This is a genomic window from Enterococcus sp. LJL90 (assembly GCF_056924355.1).
The window spans coordinates 219,435-238,045 of record NZ_JBXPBQ010000006.1 but is presented as its reverse complement, the minus strand read 5'-3'; the positions used below and the strand labels follow the sequence as shown (position 1 = coordinate 238,045).

Below are 18,611 nucleotides of genomic sequence, written 5' to 3'. Positions count from 1 at the left end.
CACCAACAAGTAACCCTGTTCCTGTTGTAACTTTCTTTCCGTCCAAAATAATTCAGCTCCTTTATCTCTTTTCGCTTATTCCCCCTCAGTATATCATGAAAGCTCTTACCTTTGAGTCCATAAAACCTTGAATTAATCTACTGCTCTTTTCATTTATTGAAAATGACAAACACTGCAAGCTAATTCAAGTTGGCAGTGAAAATTTGATTATCATCTGAATACATGAAACCTGTCATTACCACCTTCCCAAAGTATCTCAGCCACAAATAAAAAGCCAGTTCCGTAAAAAATACGGAACTGGCTTTTGACTTATGCAGGTTTCTGGGAGATTTTTCGATTTGGTTTTTGATAGACAAATTCTGTGCCGAAGGTCAAAAGATATTCTTTTTCCAACAAATATTCTAAGCGATAGATTTTGCGAACAGAGACAAAGGAGCCATTGAAACTCCAATCAGTTAAATCATAACGCTGGAGATTGACCATGCTGCGAATATCGGCTAATGATAAATCAAGCCTGGTTGCCAGTTGCTGGATATTTTTAATTTGATGTTTGCGACGAAAAGCTGATGGCAGGCAGCTCAGATTAATCAAGAGGAAAAAACTGAAAAAGCCGAGATTTGGGTAGATAAATTTTACAAGCAGCAATAGGATAACGCCAATTAAAAACAAAACAAGTGAATACAGCAAATCCAGTTTTTCATTAGGTACAAGTTTTCTCATTTGCTCACCTCATTTATACGGGCTGAATAAATAGGCCCGTAATGTCTTTTTCATTAAAAAATATTGCTTAATTCAATTAAACCACTTCTTCAGATATAAAACAATAACGACTGATTTGACCAAAAATGAAAGTAAGATAGAGATAGCCAATTCACTTACTACACCAAAAAATTTTTTTCATATCAGTAATGACTGCAATTTTTTTCGTTGGAAGTGAGTATGATATTATAAGTAATGTAAGAGTTTATTTGTTTGACGATTTTCAAACATAATAATAAATGGAGGGATTTTATGGCAACCGCTTCTGATAAACATCTAGCTTATTTGTTAGAACAGGTGCACGCAGGCCAGATGAAGAGCAGTCAGCAACTATTGGAGTATCTAAAAATGAGGTTTGAAATTGTGGAGTTTCCTTTAGAGAAAATCAGCAAATCGTTTTTAGAGGTGCAGCAATATAATGCCAGCTATGATATTACGCTGGATATTCAACCGCTAGTTTTTCACGCTTTTAAAATCAAACGGACAGACGCCAGTCATGATTATTTTTCAGAGAGTTTAACAGACTATGGACCTTTGGAATTTCCAAGTGAGTCCTCAGAGGAAAGGGAGCTGTTATTGTATCTCTTTGAAGAAAAAACCAATTACTTCTGGGTCAATAATTCGCTACTCCATTGTGAACTTCTAATTGAGCGGGGGCTTGATTCGGAGAGTTTGGCAAGTAAAAATCTTTTCTATTTAGAATACGAATCAAGTAGACAGATGAAATCAGACTATCAAAAGAGGCTAGAAAATAGCGGGAAGTTTAGAGAGCAGTAGTTTACCATCAGCTCACCCATAATATGTAAGCCAACCTTAAACAACAGGTTGGCTTCTTTGCTGTTTAACTAAGCAGGAGTGATTAAAAATGAAATAGCAATCATCCGCAAATTCCAAACACAGACAATCACTTCATTGCATAAATAATTTTTTCTGGGCCGATTTTTTTAGCTATGATTTCTGGCAGCTGGCGATCAGTAACCAGATAGTCAACTTGTGTAAAGTCGTACAGTAAAAAATTATGACTTAAGCCTATTTTAGTGTGGTCACATAAGAGGACCAACTGTTCGGTTTGCTGGCGAATCAATGTTTTTATGTCGATATCCTCATCATAGGCATAATAAACACCATTGACATCAATCCCAGCACAGCTAAGAAAAGCTAAATTGAGTTTATATTTTGACAGTTCCAATAGCGGATGACCGCCTCTAACGGAGCGGGTGTCCCGATCTAAGATGCCCCCCAATAATGTTGTTTTATTTTCGGTGTTTCTTAATAGTTGGTCAGCAATATCAATTGAATTTGTAATAGTATACAACTCTTTTTTTGGTAAAAATTGGGGCATTAAAGCGACGGTTGTTGAAACATCTAGATAAGTCATTTGCCCTTTTTTGGCTAATGCGGCCGCTTTTTTAGCCAAGGCTTTTTTTATGGCTACAAAATCATCGGTTCGCTCAAGATAGCCATCTAACTTATTAAAAGAGTTGGTCAAACTGATGCCGCCATAAGTTCTGGTAACAAGATTCTCATCGGCCAAACGAATAATATCCCGCCGCGCTGTATCTCGAGAGGCACCGGTGATTGCGATAATGTCATTTAAGCTCAGTGACGTTTCTTCTTTTAATTTATCCATAATTAGCAGCAAACGATTTTGCTGATTCATCAAAAACACCTCGCTTTTAAGTTTATTTAAGTATATAATTATTTTAACTTAAAGTCACTTAAAAAGAAAAATTTTAAGCAAGCGAAAACTAATTGAACAATCCAATAGAGAGGGGTGCAGAAAATGACAGGAAATTTAAGTTTGGCAGCTGCCGAATATGAATTGGAGATAGCTAGCCGGCTGAATCCAGGCCCTTGGGTAGAGCATTCCCGAAATGTTGGCCTGGCCGCAAAATATATTGCTGAGGCAAGTGGCAAATTGGATGGGGAACAGGCATATATTTTGGGACTTTTACACGACATTGGCCGAAGAAATGGCCGCTCTGCCTTAAAGCACACAATTGACGGCTATGATTTTGCCACAGCAAAGGGCTGGACAGATGTGGCTAGAATTTGTCTGACCCATTCATTTCCCATAAAAGATATTCACGCAGATATTGCTGAGATCGATATTTCCCAGGAACAATATCAGTTTATGGAAAATTTTTTAAATCTAATTGAATATGATGACTATGACAAACTGTTGATATTATGCGATGCGTTGGCTATTGCAGAAGGTTTTTGCCCCCTCGAAGTGAGATTTATTGATACAACTAGACGGTATGGTATTTTTCCCTTCACTGTCTCTCGTTGGGATAAAACTTATGAATACAAGGAATATTTTGAGGCAATGATTGGAAGGTCGATTTACACACTTTTGCCGGGAATTTTAAAAAGTGTGGTTTAAAATAAAAGATAAAAATTGATTGGAGAAAAAGTCATGATTAAAAACCCTTATAACATTAAGCTTGTTGCCGTGGATATGGACGGAACCTTCGCCCGCAGTGATTATACCTACGATGTGCCCCGCTTTAAAGCTGCCTTGGCGAGAATGCAGGAAGCTGGCTGTCAGTTTGTCGTAGCCAGCGGCAATCAATATTATCAACTGCGCTCCCATTTTCCAGGGTATTATGATGAGTTAAGCTTCGTCGCAGAAAATGGCGCTTTGGTGAAGGATAAAACTGAGCTAGTTTTTGCTGGAAATATTTCTAGAGAAGCCATTTTAGCTGTACTAGAATTGTGCAAAGAGCATCCAGAAATAAAAAATGTTATGTGTGGACTCGACAGCGCCTACTGTGAGCGGGGCACCGTCAGCCAAGAATTTTTCGACCTAACAAATATTTATTACCATCGTTTGAAATGGGTGGATAATTTTGCTGAAGTTGACGATCAGATTTTAAAATTTGCCCCGACTGTTCCCGTAGAAAAAACAGACGACTATCTGAAACTCTTTCAGGAAAAATTAGCGGGCTTGTTAGTACCCACTAGCAGCGGCCACGGCTCAATTGACTTAATCATTCCCGGACTGCATAAAGCATCTGGACTGAAAAGATTAATTGAGCGATGGGGAATCACACCAGCAGAATGTGCCGCCTTTGGTGATGGCGGCAACGACCTAGAGATGTTGGCTTATTGCGGTCGAGGCTACGCCATGGAAAATGCTGCCGCCAATGTCAAAGCTGTCGCAGATTACATCTGTCCATCAAATGATGAAGATGGTGTCTTGGTGACCTTGGATCAACTATTTCCTATTTCGTAAGAGTTGTTGCAAATTGTGAAAGAGTAAAATTTGCCGATAGTATAGAGAGAATTAAACTATCCTACTCAAGTTTTAAAAGACTTGAAAGTGAGTTAATCTTCATGATGTTCTTTCAAAATGGAGTGATTAATAGCTACTAGCAAAAATAAATTGAAGGTCTGTTGTTCAGATCAGTTTAGCCAGACTAATTAATGAGCCGACAGTGCAACTTAAGCCCCATGAACTCAGACGTCCCATCTTGTAAACTTAATTTATCAGCAGGGATCTGAAATGGGGGCGTTCTAAATGAAACACAATAAAGATTTTCAATTACTGTATTTAGCACAGTTTATTTTTGCGCTTTTTGTCGTTCTAGTACATTCTGGCACCGTCACAGCAAATCATGAGCTCCATTTTTTTCTGAAAAATATGGTTGCTAGGCTGGCGGTGCCTTTTTTTGTTATCAACAATGTGTTCTTTTATGCGCAAAAAGAATCATGGGGACAAAAGAAATGGTTCAAAAAAATGTTGGACTTTACGTGATTTGGTCAATTATCTATCTGCCATTGGGGATTCAATTTATGCAGGAATACCTGCAACTTCCCTTCTTTCTTTACCCAATTGCAGCACTAGTTGGCTTAGTTTATACTGGTGTTTTTTATCATCTTTGGTATTTTCCTGCGATTTTTGTAGGGATTATAGTAGTTAAAAAAATAATCGACAGGTGGGGTTATTTAAAGGCTTTTCTCGGTTTAGTTGTCTTATATGTAATCGGAGCCAGCGAGACTTATTCCGCCTACTTGGCTGGCACGTTTATGAATACTGTGATGGATAAGTATTTTGCTATCTTCTTAACCACCCGTAATGGGTTATTTTTTACCGGAATCTTTATTTTAATCGGCTTTTACTTGGCAGGGCACCATGAAAAGCTTATGCAAAAGACAAAACTAAACTTTTTGGGCTTAGGTGTATCTGCTTTAATTTTCTTAGCAGAAGGCTGGTTGGTTTTTTCAAATCAAGGACGAGATGTCAATTTTTTCTTCTCATTGATTCCACTGAGTTTTTTCTTTTTCCTGATGTTGCTAAGCTATCGTGGAAAGAGCAATTTTTGCTATTTGAAAAAATACGGACAGGGAATTTTTTTCTTCCATATGATTCCTATCCAGCTTTTTAATATTTTTGCGACAACGACTGGCTTATCAAAGCCAGAAATTGGAAATTATCGCTTAATCTTGGGTATAGGGGCATCATTTTTAATGGTCGAAACCTATAGCAAAATCAAAGAAATGAAGGCCAATGAATTACTATTGCTAAAGCTTTCAAGTAGACATTGAGGGGATAATTTTTGTTCGTTTGTCTAGCAATGTCAAACATTTAACAAACACTTTGCATCTACATTAGACTGATGAAATCTTGAGCGACTATCTTTCTGATCTTCTTTCTTCAATAAAAAAAGTTCGATACAGGTATAGATTTTCCATAGATATATCTGAAGTTTTTCTGTTGCTGAAGTATGTCGGCTGATTTTATAGTTTTCCTTTACGTAAAGTATTTTTAGAATACATTTTGTGTTGTTTCAAGATAAGGCTATTGAAAAAATGAAAAATTTTTTCTTATTCCATAGTCTAGTTTTTTCAATCAGTACCTCTTAAATTTCAATTAATTCATCCCCAAAAATTTTGAACCTTTAGATCAAAAATAACTGATATTTCCCCTTCAATTCCCGCATTTCCTTCTCTAATGATTTTGCAATAGAAAAATGAAAATTCAGACAAATTAAAAAAAGATTAGATTTAAGGTTGACAAAACAAAAGATATTTAATAAGATTAATAAAAATAGTTAAGAATATTCAGAAAATTCAAATTGTGGAGGTTGGTTATTATGCTGAAAAACAAAAACTTGGCGGTCATTATTTTATTATTAGTGTAGGGACTTTTTGATTTTTTAAATTCAAAAGTCCCTGTTCACATTGCATCTAAAAGAAGACAACTTCTTTGATGGAATGTTTTTTTTATACTCAATTATGAAACTCGATTGAGTGTAACAGAAAATAAACTAATGACTCTCTGCAACTTTCACGATAACTTTTAATCGAGTGCTTCCAAAGACTCCTGATAAAAAGTCGTCAATCTGAATTGAAAGGAATTTACACCATATGAAAATCGTGAACGCTACAGCAAACTTTGTAAATAAATACTTGATTTACATTATGATTTTATTGATGATTGTCTCGTACTTTTTTCCCCAACCATTTTTATGGATACCCGCACAAACGACAAATTTGCTAAGTATTATTATGTTTTGCATGGGGATGACCTTGAATTTAGACGCATTTAAAATGGTTGTCATTCAGCCGAAAGCCTTTATTTTAGGAATTATTTTTCAATTTACAATTAGCCCACTCGTTGCCTTTGGTTTGGCAAATCTCTTCGGCCTTTCTTCTGGTTTGATTATTGGTTTTGTTCTATTGGGTTCGGTTTCTGGTGGAACGGCTAGTAACGTGATGACTTTTATTGGCAAAGGGGACGTGGCCCTAACCGTTTCACTAACGACTGTTTCGACTTTATTAGCCACTGTCGTTACACCGCTACTAACACTAGTGTTGGCTGGAAGTTATACCAATATTTCATTTATGCAAATGCTGCTTTCCGTTTTACAAATGGTACTGGTGCCAATCATCTTAGGTGTCATTGTCCATAAATTAATTGAAAAACATATTGAACGCTTTACTAAATCGTTTGTCCTAGTATCATCAGTTAGCATTTTGCTAATCGTAGCCGGCACAGTTTCAAATAATGGTGCCGTTATTGTTCAATCTGGTCTGATTGTGATTCTGCTGGTGACCCTTCACAATCTCATCGGTTACGGCGCAGGTTATGGTGTGAGTCGTTTGCTAGGTGTCAGCAGCAAACAAGCGAAATCAATTATGTTTCAGCTGGGTATGAAGAATACCGGCTTAGCAATCTCATTGGCAAATGCCCATTTTGCCACTATCCCGACAGCAGTTATTCCAGCGGCTGTTGGCATGGTCATTCATCAAATCACTGGACCAATCTTGGCCAGTTTGTCTGCTAAACATGAAGGAGGAAAAGAATATGAGTCAAAATCAAAACGTGTTTTTACCTAATTATACCCTTGGAGCTGGTGCTTACGAGGAAGTGACCGAGGTTGTCAAAAGCTATGGAACCAAAGCGGTCATGATTGGCGGCAAAAAAGCATTAGCCGCTGCCGAAACTAAAATTAAACAATCAATAACTACTGAAATCGAAATCATCGACACCTTATGGTATGGTGGCAACTCGACGTATGAAAATGTTGAAAAATTAGTTAACCATCCCAGTGTTCAGACTGCTGATGTGGTCTTCGCTGTTGGCGGTGGCCGAGTTTGTGATACGGTCAAGGTAGTCGGTGAAAAAACAGGCAAACCAGTTTTCACCTTCCCAACAATCGGCTCCAATTGTTCACCGGTGACGGCCGTGTGTGTTATGTACACGGAAGAAGGGGAGATGCAGGGCCTATTCTTCCCATCAAAACCGCCAACTCATGCTTTTATTGATACAACCATTATTGCGCAAGCTCCGGATGAATATCTGTGGGCCGGTGTTGGCGACGCCCTTTCAAAAGAAATTGAATCGACTTTCTCGGCCCGCGGCGATCAACTGGACTATACAGATGCACTGGGAATCCAAATTGGGAAAATGTGTACCGATCGTTTGCTAACTTACGGCACACAAGCCTTGCAGGATAATGCTAAAGGCGTTTCTTCCTTTGCTTTAGAACAAGTTGTCGCTGATATTATCGTCACAACTGGCTTAGTATCCGTGTTGGTCATCAATGATTACAATTCCGCAATGGCTCATTCCTTCTATTACGGCACCACCGTGTTGAAGAAAATGGAAAACTATCTGCACGGCGCTTCTGTCAGCTACGGCGTTTTAGCTTTGTTGAAAATGGACAATCAGGATGCACTTTTCCAAAGAGTGTACCACTTTATGGAGGAAAACAAACTGCCGGTTTCAATGACTGAAATGGGCTTAGATGTTTCCTGTGACTTGGATAAAATTCTTGATAAGGCGATGAGCACGAATGACATCGTGCATGTACCCTATGAAATTACCCGGGACATGTTTAAAAAAGCCATCATTGATGTTGAGACTTATCCAGCTTAGGTTCTTTAGTTAAAAGATTTTCATAAAGTAAGCCATCTTCCAAACAAATGAATAATGTCAAAAGCTTATCTCTAAAAAATTAGTGGAATAAATATGTTAGTCAGAGATAGTTGTAAAAAAGTTTTTAAAGCTGAAAATAAAGTTATCTCGAAAAAGTATTGCAGTAAAACTCAATAATTCCCCCTAGTCCGATTGAAGAAATTTGGTCGGGCTTTTTGCGTGATCGAGAAAAAAAGTTTCGGTTTTTTTAGTAGTTAGACAGTCAGCTAGCTATGATTTTAGTTAATTTTTCCGACAGAAATTAATTGGAAACAAGCGCTTTTTCTTGGTAAGCTAAAAGAAAATAATACGAGGTGTGACATATGGAAACAATCCGAATAATTGAATTTCCCGCATGTAAAATGGTTTCATCAGGCTATGCAAAAGAAGCCGAGAATCCCTTTGGACCAGCTGGGCAACTGACCAAGTTTAATAACTGGTGGTCCGCTTTAGATAAGCAGCGCCAAGATAAATGGTTTATGCGGGATTTTAGGATGTTTGAGCGCAGCAACAACTCTTTAATTTGGTTTTACGCAATCCCTGACCAGTTTCAGGTGGAAGCAGATTATGAAATAATTGATTTTCCCGGGGGCTTATATGCTGCGGCAACGGCGATTTTAGACGATGTTGCCGATGAACAAGCGGTCTATGGCGCCATTAAGCAATGGATTGCGGAGAGTGACAATTTTGAACTGAACGAATACGAGGGGCATTATGATTTATCCCACAGCTTAACTTCTTCTGAGCTGCAGGATCAACTCGGCTATGCACAATTGGAAATTTATGTTCCCATCAAATTGAAAAATAAAATTTAATGAAATTCTTTTGCTAATAACTGGTTTCAAGAAAGCGAAGGAAAGAGAGGGAACAAATGGAAATAGGTGCAATCATCCCTTTTGGTCCGTATCAATGGCAGGTTTTAGCTGTTGAGCCAAAGCGGGCCTTGTTAATTACCAAAGATATACTTAGTCAGCGCCCTTATCATCATCAAGCCGGTGAGGTTAGCTGGGCAACCAGTGACATTCGCCAGTATCTAAATAATGAGTTTTTCACGACATTCACAGCAGACGAACGTCAAAAAATTCTGCCAGTAGTCAATGAAAATCCGGCGAATGAATGGTATAAAACGGATGCGGGTGAGGCTACAGTAGATAAAATTTTCCTATTAAGTATTGAAGAGGTAGCCGTAAAATATTTTGGCGACAGCAGCCGGCTGTTATATCAGCCAGCGAAAAAGCAGCGGTACTGGTTTCAAAGGAAGGATATTAATAATCCTTTGCGCTCTGCGGTGTATCAAGGCGATATCTGGTGGTGGTGGCTGCGCTCGCCGGGGAAAAATCAACGAACAGCCGTCTATATTTGGGGCAATGGAGTCATTGGGATTCAAGGCAATGGCACCTTTAACTATTCCAGCAACACAATTCATCCCCAGACTCATGACAATAGCGGCGGTTTACGACCAGCTCTGTGGCTGAAATTAACTTAAAGAAGGGGTAAGAAAAATGAATCAATTTGAAGAAGGCTTACAATTACTAGAGGAAAAATTTGGCGGAGGCAAGGACAATCTGATTTCTTTGGCGACGATTGCCATAGAGCCGGCTGAAAATCAACAGCCGCGACCTGTTGTCCGTACAGTGGACGCCTATTATGAAAATGGCGTATTTTATATTATCACCCATGCCCAGTCCAATAAAATGAAACAAATTGCCCACAACCCAGAAGTCTCTGTGGCCGGCAATTTGGAAATGTTCACCGCCAATGCCTTGGCGGAAAATCTCGGCTGGGTCCTCGATCCAAAAAATGCCGAAATTCGAACAAAACTGCGCACTGCCTTTGCTGAGTGGTATGATATGGCAAATAATGAAGCTGATGAGAATTGCTGCTTCTTAGCAATCAACTTAACCAAAGGCACTTTGAATATCAATCATTGGGAAAAATTGTATCATCTGGATTTTGTCAATCAGCAGGAAATGCCGGATGGCGGTGTTTATTAAGATCAAGTTTCATTGCTAGGAAAGAGTGGGGTGCATAAAAGCTGTGTCCAGTCTGATTTAAAAAGAATTTGCTATGAAGCTGCAAAAAGTTTTTTTGAGAGGATTAGATTGTAAAGTTTATTTGGTAGTTTTTTGGAGTCCTGCTAATCGCTTTGCTAGTAGGAGTTGACTAATCTATTTTGAATTGCGAACCACCTTTAAAAAAACCACAGACTAGCTGTTGGCAAGTCTGTGGTTTTTAGCATGTTCAGTGAGGTATTGGTTAAAGAGAATGGGTTGGATTTGTGGGTAAGTCCACTTTTTCGGTGCTGAATCAAGGTAGCAGACTTTAGATATTTCAAAATGAAGCTGAGATTCAAGCTCCAAAATTTCGGCAAAAAAGACCAAGCCGAAATCTTCTTCCTGAGTATCTTTTTGCACACCATAAACAAAAAGAGGCTCTAATGAATAATCCAAAGCACCAGTTTCCTCGTAAAGCTCACGCTGGGCGCAGTTCAAAATACTTTCATGCGCCTCTCGATGTCCACCAGGTATTTCCAGTGTGCTGCGATTTTTGTGTTGAACAAAGACATATTTATCGCCAAATTTTGCGATAATCACTGCAAAAGCAAGTTGATTATCGGATTTTTCATTTATATCATAAATTGTTACTTTCAATTTAAGTCCTCCTTTCTAGATTCTAGCTTAACAAACTTTTTTACAATTGAAGATAATTTTTTTAATTACTTGTCACAAAAAGTTGAACAATATAACAAGTTAATTCATCTGATAGTACCTATCAAAATATAGATTTTAAAATTTGTCTTGTGTAAGTGTGAAGGTAAATCAAGTATCACAGATACGACTTTCAAAATTTTAATGGTGAAGGTCGCTTTATTTTTTTTTCTATAGTTTTTAAATAAAAAAAAATCGATTAGATAAGCTTGCTAATTTATCATCACTTGATTTTCCTACTTTACAAACAGGCAACTAACACCGTTATCTGTGGCTTGATATATCCAACTGACGATTTAAAAACCATCAAAGTTTTATGATTTTTGTAAAATTGAAAACGGCCCGATAAGTAGTCGAACTTCGTTGGCAATATAATTTGTGGAATCAGAAATATTTAGCCAACCCTTTTCGTAGCTGTCAGGTGGTGAAATAACAGCTTGATTATAATTTTGTCCACAATCTGACGTGTAGGAGAGCTCGACTCGTGTGCTGACGAAACAAATTTGGCTCAAAAGAAAGCTGACGGTTTACACCGTTGATTGAAATTGACTGCAAAACCAGAGTGCCAAGGTTCTCCATAATTTCCCGTAAAATAGAAAAATAATTGTTCAAGTGAAACAGATGAGTTCTCAAATGAATAAGCCATATATTCATTTCAAGTGGTTCAAGTTATATAGTTTTGATAAAATAAAAACTATAAAAGATTTTAGTATCGGATATTATTATCTATAAAAGGAGCAAACCATGGAAAACATAAAAATTATTTTTTTTGATATTGACGGCACGCTGATTGATATGGAGAAAAAGCAGATTTCTGAGAAGATGCTGCAGACGTTGATTGAGCTGAAAAAAAGAGGCATCATAATTTGTATTGCGACAGGGCGTAGTCCGATTGCTTTGCCGCAGTTTGAGCAGGTGGAGTTTGATGCCTTTTTGACTTTTAACGGTTCTTATTGTTTTAATCAAAGGGAAACGATTTTAAGCAATCCGATTCCGACTGCAGATGTGCAGCAGATTATTCAAAATGCTCAAAAGTTGCAGCGTCCGGTGGCGGTTGCTACCAAGAATCGGACAATTGCGAATGGCACAGATACAGATTTAGCGGAATATTTTGCCTTTGCCCATCAACCGGTGATTGTGGCGGAGGATTTTGCTGAGGTGGCTGAAAATGAAGCGATTTTTCAGGTGATGCTGGGGGCAGAAAAAGCTGATTATGCTCAGGTGATGGCGAACACGCATCAGGCTAAAATCGTTGCCTGGTGGCATCTCGCAGTCGACATTATTCCTTTGAGCAGCGGAAAAGGGTCAGGGATTAACAAGATTTTGGATTATTATCATTTTGACAAGTCTGAGGCGTTAGCTTTTGGCGATGGCAATAATGATATTGAAATGCTGGAGGCTGTTGGCTGGGGTGTGGCGATGGATAATGCCTCCGAGGATTTAAAGGCAGTCGCTGATGAGGTGATTGGTCATGTAGCTGATGATGGTATTTACAATTATTGTGTGAAGCATGGCCTGATATAAACACTTCCAATCATGAATTTTTTAAGGAGTTTACATCATGTTGATTTTTATTTGCTGCGCTGGTGGGATGACTTCTAGCATGTTCTGTCAGAAAATTTCAAAGGCGGCTGACGCTAAAGTCGTTCATTTTGGTCATTTGCACGAGGTAATCAAAAATTTTGAGCAATTGTCGGCTGCATTTCCAACACTGATTGCATATGGTGGAGAAGGGGAAATTACTAAATATAATCTGGAGTCGGTGTTTAAACCATATGTAGATCAAGTGTTGGTGTGTCCGCAAGTTCGCTATAAGACGCCTAGTTTAAAAAAATTACTGGAAACGATTGATGTCCCCTGTGCAGATATTGATATGAAAACTTTTGGCAATATGAATGGCGAGAAGGCTTTAGCTGATATTTTCAATCTACAAAAAAAGTTGCAGATTAAATAATAGCAACTGTTCACACAAAGTTAGCTTTTAGTCTGACTTTTGGTGTTCATTTCAAAATAAATAACTTTCTGCCAGTCTTTTTGCGAGAGTTGTGAGGATTACTAATCCAAGCTAGTCATAGTTTACGGAAAAATCTTTTTCTCTTTGTTTCGAAATGTTTGAGGAGGTAGCGATGGTTATCTTAATAGAAATTTTACTATTGGCCATTGCTAGTGCATTGGCAGCAATCGGCTATCATTTTCGGCGAGGGCAATGGCTGCGGCTCATAGCCGGCAATACCTTCAACGACCAGCCAAAGGCAGCCCAAAAAGTTGCCCCTGTCCTTGGAATTGTCGTTTATTTGGCAAGTGGGCTAATGTTTTTATTCGCATTTTGGGTGCTGTATATGTTTTTTGCGCAACCTATAAATAATTGATGTAGATGTCATTTTAATAAAACCCGCTTGAAAATCTGTAAAGAATTTTCTAGCGGGTTTTTGTGGGGATTAGATTTCTTTTAATGATGGGTATTCGAATAGCGGTAGCTTGGTGATGTAAGTCAAATCTGTGCGGTCGGCTGCTTCGCCTTCAGCTAAAATTGCAAATTTTCCGATAATTTCAAGCTTAATCGCAGCTAAAAGGTCTACGGCTGCCTGCATGGATGCACCAGTGCTGATAACATCATCCAATAAAATAACTTTTTTGCCTTGGAGCTCTGCGGCATCCGCTCCATCTAAAACTAACAGCTGTTCTTCTTTAGTGGTGATTGAATTGACGCTTTGCGTGACCGGATTTTCCATATATGACTTGATGCTCTTTCTGAGGACAAAATATTTTTTCTGGCCGGCTAAATAAGTCAACTCCTGAGCTAGCGGGATGCCTTTACTTTCAAAGGTCACAATGTAATCAAAATCTTGTGGTAGTTTTTCAAGCAATAATTTTGCTGCATAATGAGTCAGCTCTGCATCTCCTAGTAACACAAAGGAAGCAATCGCCATGTCGTTTGTGATTGGAACGATAGGTAATTGGCGTGTCAGTTGGCCGACTGTTAAGTTGTAAAAGTTTTTCTCCGTCATATTTACACTCCTAATCCTAAAATTGGTAAGATAATTTTGAAAAATGCACCAGCTACTAATCCGAAAAATGGATCGACAACAGCGGTGATTAATAAGGTGATGGCGCCGATTGTTGAATCGGTGCCGGCTACAGCCAGACTAGCATTGTCAGGGAAGACAATGAAGGTCCCTAAAACAAATAAAAAACCTGAGATGGAAGAGCTGGGTACAAATTTACCAATTTTTGGTAGCAGGCCACTAAATAAAATCACAGCCATAATCAACATCATCAAAATCCCAGAAAGCACGGGATTCGGTGCACTACCGGTGGCTGAGATAACTGCTTCAACGGGAGCACCGCCGAGTAAGCTGGTGCCAAGGTCGGCAATCGATTGCGTGATTGTCAGTAGGTTTAAGTTGACTGGATTTGGCTCAATGCCAGTCATTTGCCCGGTTAATAAGCCATAGGAAATATTGGCGCTAATATTCAAACACGCCAAACTAAGAGCGCCACGAGCCACTGCCGTATTCATTATCGGTTTCGTAAAAACAAATTTTCTTTGGGTGACATGCTCCGGTAAATCAACGCTGTATTTGGTTTTAATTCGAGCATAAAAAGTGGCTAAAATAACTGAAAGCGTAATGGTCCAAACTAAATCCTTCGTCAATAAATAAATGAAAACTGCGGTTATCAATGACACAAGGCCAATTTCTCGGTCTGATTTGACCATGTTGAGGGAAATTTTAGCCAACATAATCCCGACGCCGGCCATCATCCCAGAAATGATATTCTCCCCGAGAAAGTCGACAATTTGTGTTAACAATCCAGAAATTCCGATAAAAAACATAATCAATGAACCGAAAAAAATAATCGAAATCCGTTCCTTATGAGTTTTGCCGATGTCCCCGGTAATGGCTAAAGATTCCGCTTGAAAGGAAAGCGGCGCAACTGAATGGAAAATTCCATTCACAGCGGAAGCAAAAATAAAGGAAAATGTGGTGGGAAAGACCGCAAAGCCCAAGGTCATTGCTAAAATCCCCTGGGGAATCCCATTTAGGACAACCCCAATGGCAGCAATTAAATCTTCAATAAACGTCACTTAAACACCTCTTTATCCGAATGAAAATATAAACTCAATAATAATTGTTCGATATTATCATACTGGTTTATCAAAAATCTGTCTATTTATTATCGGAAATAGGTTTTTAGAAAATGGAGAATGTTCGCTTTTTTCGAAATTTGCTATTGATGAATCAAAGTCTTGAAAAAGAATACTAAACTCACTGCTTATTCAAATCGAATACTTGCTGACTAAAAACAACAAGACACCTTTTTAATGAGTAGTAACACCCATTACTAATCAATTTTCGATTTCTGTCCATTATCTATTTCAAATAATTGAAATAAATTAGTTTAAGTCTATACTCCAAATAGAACAAGATAATTTACAGCTTGACCATTAAAAGGAGGACTGGCAAATGGCAGAGATGATGATTGCTGAAATGCAGCATGCCTATAAAAGTTTTGATAAACGCCGTGTGTTGGAGGATGTCACAATCGAAATTGAAAAGGGGAAAATTTTAGGTCTGATTGGGCCTAGTGGTGCAGGCAAGTCCACGACGATTAAATGCCTGATGGGGATGGAAAAATTGGATCGAGGAACCACCAAAATATTTGACGTGACAATGCCAAATCGAAAAATTTTGGCGAAAATTGGTTATATGGGACAAAGTGATGCCTTGTATGAGAGCTTAAGTGGAGAAGAAAATTTACAATTTTTTGGAAATCTAATGGGATTAAAGAAAAAGGCATTGGCAGCGGCGATTCAAGAAAATTTAGCTTTAGTTAATTTAAGCGATGCAGCTAAAATCCAAGTGCAAAATTATTCTGGCGGTATGAAGCGTCGGCTATCTTTAGCAATTTCACTATTGGCCAAACCGGAGCTTTTAGTTTTAGACGAGCCGACTGTCGGAATCGACCCTAGTTTGCGGGTGGAAATTTGGAAACAGCTACGGACAATAGCTACTCAAGGAAATTCGATTATTATCACTACCCATGTTATGGACGAGGCTGAAAAATGTGACCTAGTCGGTTTAATCATTGAAGGCAAAGTCTTTGCTTGGGGAAGTCCTGCAGCATTGAAGAAACAATTTAAGGTTGATACAATCGAAGAGGTTTTTTTGAAAGCAGAGGTGCCTAGCAAATGATTCGATTTAAAGCGATTTTCTTTAGAGTTTTGCGGGAAATGTTCAGGGATAAACGAACCCTAGCATTGATGTTTATTGCGCCGCTGGTGATTTTATCGTTGATGAATGTGCTATTTACCTCTGGTGATGATCCAACTCTGACAATTGGAGTGGATGCTAGTGTACCGACAGCCATCACAGATGCTCTTGAAGAATCTGACCATGTAACTGTAAAAGATTATTCTGCAGCAACCAATATTTCTCAGACGGTTGCAACGGATAATCTTGCTGCTTTTATCAGTGTTAGCAATTCCACGATTAAAGTTGTCTATGAGAATAGTGATCCAAGCCAGACGAGTGCCCTCAAAGCGCTGCTGGCAAATGTTCTGACCGCAGACACGATTAAAGAAATGGCCGAGGAATTGCAGCAAGCTGCTGCTACAACGGGAACAGAATACTCAGTGACAAATTACAGCATCGACAATTCCTATGTTTACGGCGATAGTAGCACCACTTTCTTTGATAAAATTTTTCCAATTTTGATTGGTTTTTTTGTTTTTTTCTTTGTCTTTTTGATATCGGGGATTGCTTTATTAAAGGAGAGAACTTCTGGAACTTTGGAAAGAATTTTGGCGACACCCGTCAAACGCAGTGAAATTGTTTTAGGCTATCTAGCAGGTTATGGCGTATTTGCCATCATCCAGACTGTGCTAATTGTCTTTTTTGCAATCTATGTTTTGCAGGTGGATGTGGCAGGTAATATTGGCTGGGTGCTGGTGTCCAATATTTTATTGGCGTTAGTGGCACTGGTCTTAGGAATATTTGTTTCCACCTTCGCCAGCTCAGAATTTCAAATGATGCAGTTTCTACCAATAGTGGTCATTCCGCAGATTTTCTTTTCTGGGATTATTTCCTTAGATTCAATGGCAAACTGGTTGAAAAGTCTCAGTTATATCTTTCCGCTGACTTATGAAGGGGATGCACTGACTTCTGTTATGCTAAAAGGACAGGGCTGGAGTGATATCTGGCAAGATTTAATTATTTTGACGGGTTTTATCATACTCTTTACACTAATCAATATTTTAGGAATGAAACGGTACCGAAAAGTTTAATTACTTGGTTATTAATTGAGTAAACTAGCAAAGGTTAAAAAAACGATAACCACTCTTTTGACAGAATCCCATGCATAAAATGCCTTTCTGTTAAAAAAGTGGTTATCATTTTTATTTTAGTAATGCTGTTGCTGTTTTAAAAAGCAATAGGTTCAAAATATTGAGACTAAAAATGAAAATTTATTTACAATTTTTCTCCTAAATAATCAACCACCACTGCCGCAACGGCTTTAGCGGCAACAATTAAGCAGGCTTCATCCATCAGAAATTCTGGACTGTGGTGAGGGTGCTTTTTACCGTCATTGACATCGCAGCCGGCATAGATAAAACTAGCCGGAACCTGTTGAGCATAATAGGCAAAGTCTTCAGAAGGGTCTTGTTTACCAGAGTCCAACACGTCAGTTATTTCTGGAATATTTGCTTTCGATATTGTAGTTGCAACGTATTCAGTGAAATCGGGGTCATTATAAAGAACCGGATAATTATCGTTATAGTCTAATTCTGTTTTGACTTCAAAGGCGACTTCCAAGCCTTTTGCGATTTCAGTGATATTTTTTTGAATCAGCTCTTTGGTGCCATTGTCAAAATAGCGCACATCGCCTTTTAAGGTGACGCTGCCGTTAATCACATTGGCGGAACCTTTGCCATCAAAGGAGCCGATCGTGATGACGCCCATTGAAAATGGGTCGAGGCGTCTGGAAACAATACTTTGAATCATATTTACAAAATAGGCGCCGGCTAAAATAGCATCATTGGAAAGCTGTGGCTGAGAAGCGTGACCACCTGAGCCGTTAATTGTCAGAGTAAAATTTGAACGGCCAGTTTGCGTTTCCCCTTGATGGTATTGGATCGTCCCGGTTTTCATGGTAGACATCACATGTAACCCTAAAATATTATCGACACCAGCCAGACAATTATCTTGAATCATAGCTAATGCACCGCCGGGGGCTAATTCCTCAGCTGGTTGATGAATAATTCGGATTTTTCCGGTCAGCTGGTCTTTATTTTCATTTAAGACTTTTGCGACATGCATCAAATAAGCGGTATGCCCATCGTGACCGCAGGCATGCATCACTCCGGGAATTTTTGATTCAAAACTCAGTCCATTGGCTTCCGTAACTGGCAAAGCATCAAAGTCTGCCCGTAGAGCCAAACATTTTCCCGGTTTGCCGGTGTCAATATCAACGATTAAGCCAAAACCCGTGCCACAGCTTTGGGCTGTCATCCCTAAGCCCTCATAAAAAGCCTTAATTTTTTCCGACGTCCTTTTTTCTTGAAAGGACAGCTCCGGATATTCGTGAAAGTCTCGACGAGTTTCGATGATATTTGCTTCTTCTTTTTCTAATTGCTGCATAATAGTTTCTGATAAAGTCATTTTAAACGCCCCTTTTCATTAAACTCATTCTTATTTTATCCTGATAGGGAATTTCTG

At 38.7% G+C, this 18,611-nt stretch carries 21 protein-coding genes; 15 read left to right on the top strand and 6 right to left on the bottom strand.

What is annotated here, in order from left to right:
- Window positions 1–309 precede the first annotated feature (309 nt).
- Window positions 310–720, bottom strand: coding sequence for a hypothetical protein (locus AC1Z3S_RS14435; protein WP_461740937.1), 411 nt, complete (start codon window positions 718–720; stop codon window positions 310–312).
- A 291-nt stretch (window positions 721–1,011) separates the two neighbouring features.
- Between AC1Z3S_RS14435 and AC1Z3S_RS14430 the strand changes: the two genes are divergently transcribed.
- Window positions 1,012–1,536 (top strand): hypothetical protein, encoded by a 525-nt coding sequence (locus AC1Z3S_RS14430; RefSeq protein WP_461740936.1) that lies wholly within the window; start codon window positions 1,012–1,014, stop codon window positions 1,534–1,536.
- A 127-nt stretch (window positions 1,537–1,663) separates the two neighbouring features.
- Here the strand turns inward: AC1Z3S_RS14430 and AC1Z3S_RS14425 are convergent, their stop codons facing one another.
- Window positions 1,664–2,419, bottom strand: a complete 756-nt coding sequence (locus AC1Z3S_RS14425; protein ID WP_461740935.1) for a DeoR/GlpR family DNA-binding transcription regulator — start codon at window positions 2,417–2,419, stop codon at window positions 1,664–1,666.
- A 123-nt stretch (window positions 2,420–2,542) separates the two neighbouring features.
- Here AC1Z3S_RS14425 and AC1Z3S_RS14420 point away from each other — a divergent pair, with 123 nt between their 5' ends.
- The 9 genes from AC1Z3S_RS14420 to AC1Z3S_RS14380 all read left to right on the top strand — a co-directional run bounded on the left by AC1Z3S_RS14420 (window position 2,543) and on the right by AC1Z3S_RS14380 (window position 10,179).
- On the top strand, window positions 2,543–3,145 hold the full coding sequence (locus AC1Z3S_RS14420) for an HD domain-containing protein (RefSeq protein WP_461740934.1): 603 nt from the start codon (window positions 2,543–2,545) through the stop codon (window positions 3,143–3,145).
- Window positions 3,146–3,178: 33 nt separating this feature from the next.
- Window positions 3,179–3,997, top strand: coding sequence for a Cof-type HAD-IIB family hydrolase (locus AC1Z3S_RS14415; RefSeq protein WP_461740933.1), 819 nt, complete (start codon window positions 3,179–3,181; stop codon window positions 3,995–3,997).
- 285 nt (window positions 3,998–4,282) lie between these two features.
- Window positions 4,283–4,519 (top strand): hypothetical protein, encoded by a 237-nt coding sequence (locus AC1Z3S_RS14410; protein WP_461740932.1) that lies wholly within the window; start codon window positions 4,283–4,285, stop codon window positions 4,517–4,519.
- Window positions 4,489–5,310, top strand: coding sequence for an acyltransferase family protein (locus AC1Z3S_RS14405; RefSeq protein ID WP_461740931.1), 822 nt, complete (start codon window positions 4,489–4,491; stop codon window positions 5,308–5,310). The genes AC1Z3S_RS14410 and AC1Z3S_RS14405 overlap by 31 nt, the downstream gene beginning before the upstream one ends.
- Before the next feature lie 822 nt (window positions 5,311–6,132).
- On the top strand, window positions 6,133–7,104 hold the full coding sequence (locus AC1Z3S_RS14400; protein WP_461740930.1) for a bile acid:sodium symporter family protein: 972 nt from the start codon (window positions 6,133–6,135) through the stop codon (window positions 7,102–7,104).
- Window positions 7,073–8,146 (top strand): iron-containing alcohol dehydrogenase family protein, encoded by a 1,074-nt coding sequence (locus AC1Z3S_RS14395; RefSeq protein ID WP_461740929.1) that lies wholly within the window; start codon window positions 7,073–7,075, stop codon window positions 8,144–8,146. Before AC1Z3S_RS14400 ends, AC1Z3S_RS14395 begins: the two co-directional genes overlap by 32 nt.
- Window positions 8,147–8,508: 362 nt before the next feature.
- Window positions 8,509–9,000 (top strand): effector binding domain-containing protein, encoded by a 492-nt coding sequence (locus tag AC1Z3S_RS14390; protein WP_461740928.1) that lies wholly within the window; start codon window positions 8,509–8,511, stop codon window positions 8,998–9,000.
- Window positions 9,001–9,056: 56 nt separating this feature from the next.
- Window positions 9,057–9,671: a DUF6273 domain-containing protein gene (locus AC1Z3S_RS14385; RefSeq protein ID WP_461740927.1), complete on the top strand. Its 615-nt coding sequence runs from the start codon at window positions 9,057–9,059 to the stop codon at window positions 9,669–9,671.
- Window positions 9,672–9,687: 16 nt separating this feature from the next.
- Window positions 9,688–10,179 (top strand): pyridoxamine 5'-phosphate oxidase family protein, encoded by a 492-nt coding sequence (locus AC1Z3S_RS14380; protein WP_461740926.1) that lies wholly within the window; start codon window positions 9,688–9,690, stop codon window positions 10,177–10,179.
- Window positions 10,180–10,392: 213 nt separating this feature from the next.
- Here the strand turns inward: AC1Z3S_RS14380 and AC1Z3S_RS14375 are convergent, their stop codons facing one another.
- Window positions 10,393–10,836, bottom strand: a complete 444-nt coding sequence (locus AC1Z3S_RS14375; protein ID WP_461740925.1) for an NUDIX hydrolase — start codon at window positions 10,834–10,836, stop codon at window positions 10,393–10,395.
- Between the two features lie 801 nt (window positions 10,837–11,637).
- Here AC1Z3S_RS14375 and AC1Z3S_RS14370 point away from each other — a divergent pair.
- The 3 genes from AC1Z3S_RS14370 to AC1Z3S_RS14360 all read left to right on the top strand — a co-directional run bounded on the left by AC1Z3S_RS14370 (window position 11,638) and on the right by AC1Z3S_RS14360 (window position 13,262).
- Window positions 11,638–12,417 (top strand): HAD family hydrolase, encoded by a 780-nt coding sequence (locus AC1Z3S_RS14370; protein WP_461740924.1) that lies wholly within the window; start codon window positions 11,638–11,640, stop codon window positions 12,415–12,417.
- A 37-nt stretch (window positions 12,418–12,454) separates the two neighbouring features.
- Window positions 12,455–12,847: a PTS sugar transporter subunit IIB gene (locus AC1Z3S_RS14365; RefSeq protein WP_461740923.1), complete on the top strand. Its 393-nt coding sequence runs from the start codon at window positions 12,455–12,457 to the stop codon at window positions 12,845–12,847.
- 172 nt (window positions 12,848–13,019) lie between these two features.
- Window positions 13,020–13,262: a hypothetical protein gene (locus AC1Z3S_RS14360; protein WP_461740922.1), complete on the top strand. Its 243-nt coding sequence runs from the start codon at window positions 13,020–13,022 to the stop codon at window positions 13,260–13,262.
- A gap of 69 nt (window positions 13,263–13,331) precedes the next feature.
- Here the strand turns inward: AC1Z3S_RS14360 and AC1Z3S_RS14355 are convergent, their stop codons facing one another.
- Both AC1Z3S_RS14355 and AC1Z3S_RS14350 read right to left on the bottom strand, forming a co-directional pair.
- A complete protein-coding gene (locus AC1Z3S_RS14355; protein WP_461735564.1) occupies window positions 13,332–13,901 on the bottom strand; it encodes a phosphoribosyltransferase family protein in 570 nt (189 codons plus the stop codon).
- A 2-nt stretch (window positions 13,902–13,903) separates the two neighbouring features.
- Complete coding sequence (locus tag AC1Z3S_RS14350; RefSeq protein WP_461740921.1) at window positions 13,904–14,980, bottom strand: NCS2 family permease; 1,077 nt, start codon at window positions 14,978–14,980, stop codon at window positions 13,904–13,906.
- Between the two features lie 379 nt (window positions 14,981–15,359).
- On the opposite strand from AC1Z3S_RS14350, the gene AC1Z3S_RS14345 reads away from it, so the two are divergent.
- Together AC1Z3S_RS14345 and AC1Z3S_RS14340 are read left to right on the top strand one after the other, a co-directional pair.
- Complete coding sequence (locus tag AC1Z3S_RS14345) at window positions 15,360–16,088, top strand: ABC transporter ATP-binding protein (RefSeq protein ID WP_461740920.1); 729 nt, start codon at window positions 15,360–15,362, stop codon at window positions 16,086–16,088.
- Entirely contained in the window at window positions 16,085–17,179 is a 1,095-nt protein-coding gene (locus AC1Z3S_RS14340; RefSeq protein ID WP_461740919.1) for an ABC transporter permease, read from the top strand. Before AC1Z3S_RS14345 ends, AC1Z3S_RS14340 begins: the two co-directional genes overlap by 4 nt.
- Before the next feature lie 184 nt (window positions 17,180–17,363).
- On the opposite strand, the gene AC1Z3S_RS14335 is transcribed toward AC1Z3S_RS14340, so the two are convergent.
- On the bottom strand, window positions 17,364–18,554 hold the full coding sequence (locus AC1Z3S_RS14335) for an amidohydrolase (protein WP_461740918.1): 1,191 nt from the start codon (window positions 18,552–18,554) through the stop codon (window positions 17,364–17,366).
- Window positions 18,555–18,611: the final 57 nt, after the last annotated feature.

Bases quoted from the DNA above. Each gene is read 5' to 3' on its own strand.
- AC1Z3S_RS14435 (WP_461740937.1), bottom strand. From the start codon at position 720: ATGAGAAAACTTGTACCTAATGAAAAACTGGATTTGCTGTATTCACTT.
- AC1Z3S_RS14430 (WP_461740936.1), top strand. From the start codon at position 1,012: ATGGCAACCGCTTCTGATAAACATCTAGCTTATTTGTTAGAACAGGTG.
- AC1Z3S_RS14425 (WP_461740935.1), bottom strand. From the start codon at position 2,419: ATGAATCAGCAAAATCGTTTGCTGCTAATTATGGATAAATTAAAAGAA.
- AC1Z3S_RS14420 (WP_461740934.1), top strand. From the start codon at position 2,543: ATGACAGGAAATTTAAGTTTGGCAGCTGCCGAATATGAATTGGAGATA.
- AC1Z3S_RS14415 (WP_461740933.1), top strand. From the start codon at position 3,179: ATGATTAAAAACCCTTATAACATTAAGCTTGTTGCCGTGGATATGGAC.
- AC1Z3S_RS14410 (WP_461740932.1), top strand. From the start codon at position 4,283: ATGAAACACAATAAAGATTTTCAATTACTGTATTTAGCACAGTTTATT.
- AC1Z3S_RS14405 (WP_461740931.1), top strand. From the start codon at position 4,489: ATGGTTCAAAAAAATGTTGGACTTTACGTGATTTGGTCAATTATCTAT.
- AC1Z3S_RS14400 (WP_461740930.1), top strand. From the start codon at position 6,133: ATGAAAATCGTGAACGCTACAGCAAACTTTGTAAATAAATACTTGATT.
- AC1Z3S_RS14395 (WP_461740929.1), top strand. From the start codon at position 7,073: ATGAGTCAAAATCAAAACGTGTTTTTACCTAATTATACCCTTGGAGCT.
- AC1Z3S_RS14390 (WP_461740928.1), top strand. From the start codon at position 8,509: ATGGAAACAATCCGAATAATTGAATTTCCCGCATGTAAAATGGTTTCA.
- AC1Z3S_RS14385 (WP_461740927.1), top strand. From the start codon at position 9,057: ATGGAAATAGGTGCAATCATCCCTTTTGGTCCGTATCAATGGCAGGTT.
- AC1Z3S_RS14380 (WP_461740926.1), top strand. From the start codon at position 9,688: ATGAATCAATTTGAAGAAGGCTTACAATTACTAGAGGAAAAATTTGGC.
- AC1Z3S_RS14370 (WP_461740924.1), top strand. From the start codon at position 11,638: ATGGAAAACATAAAAATTATTTTTTTTGATATTGACGGCACGCTGATT.
- AC1Z3S_RS14365 (WP_461740923.1), top strand. From the start codon at position 12,455: ATGTTGATTTTTATTTGCTGCGCTGGTGGGATGACTTCTAGCATGTTC.
- AC1Z3S_RS14360 (WP_461740922.1), top strand. From the start codon at position 13,020: ATGGTTATCTTAATAGAAATTTTACTATTGGCCATTGCTAGTGCATTG.
- AC1Z3S_RS14355 (WP_461735564.1), bottom strand. From the start codon at position 13,901: ATGACGGAGAAAAACTTTTACAACTTAACAGTCGGCCAACTGACACGC.
- AC1Z3S_RS14345 (WP_461740920.1), top strand. From the start codon at position 15,360: ATGGCAGAGATGATGATTGCTGAAATGCAGCATGCCTATAAAAGTTTT.
- AC1Z3S_RS14340 (WP_461740919.1), top strand. From the start codon at position 16,085: ATGATTCGATTTAAAGCGATTTTCTTTAGAGTTTTGCGGGAAATGTTC.
- AC1Z3S_RS14335 (WP_461740918.1), bottom strand. From the start codon at position 18,554: ATGACTTTATCAGAAACTATTATGCAGCAATTAGAAAAAGAAGAAGCA.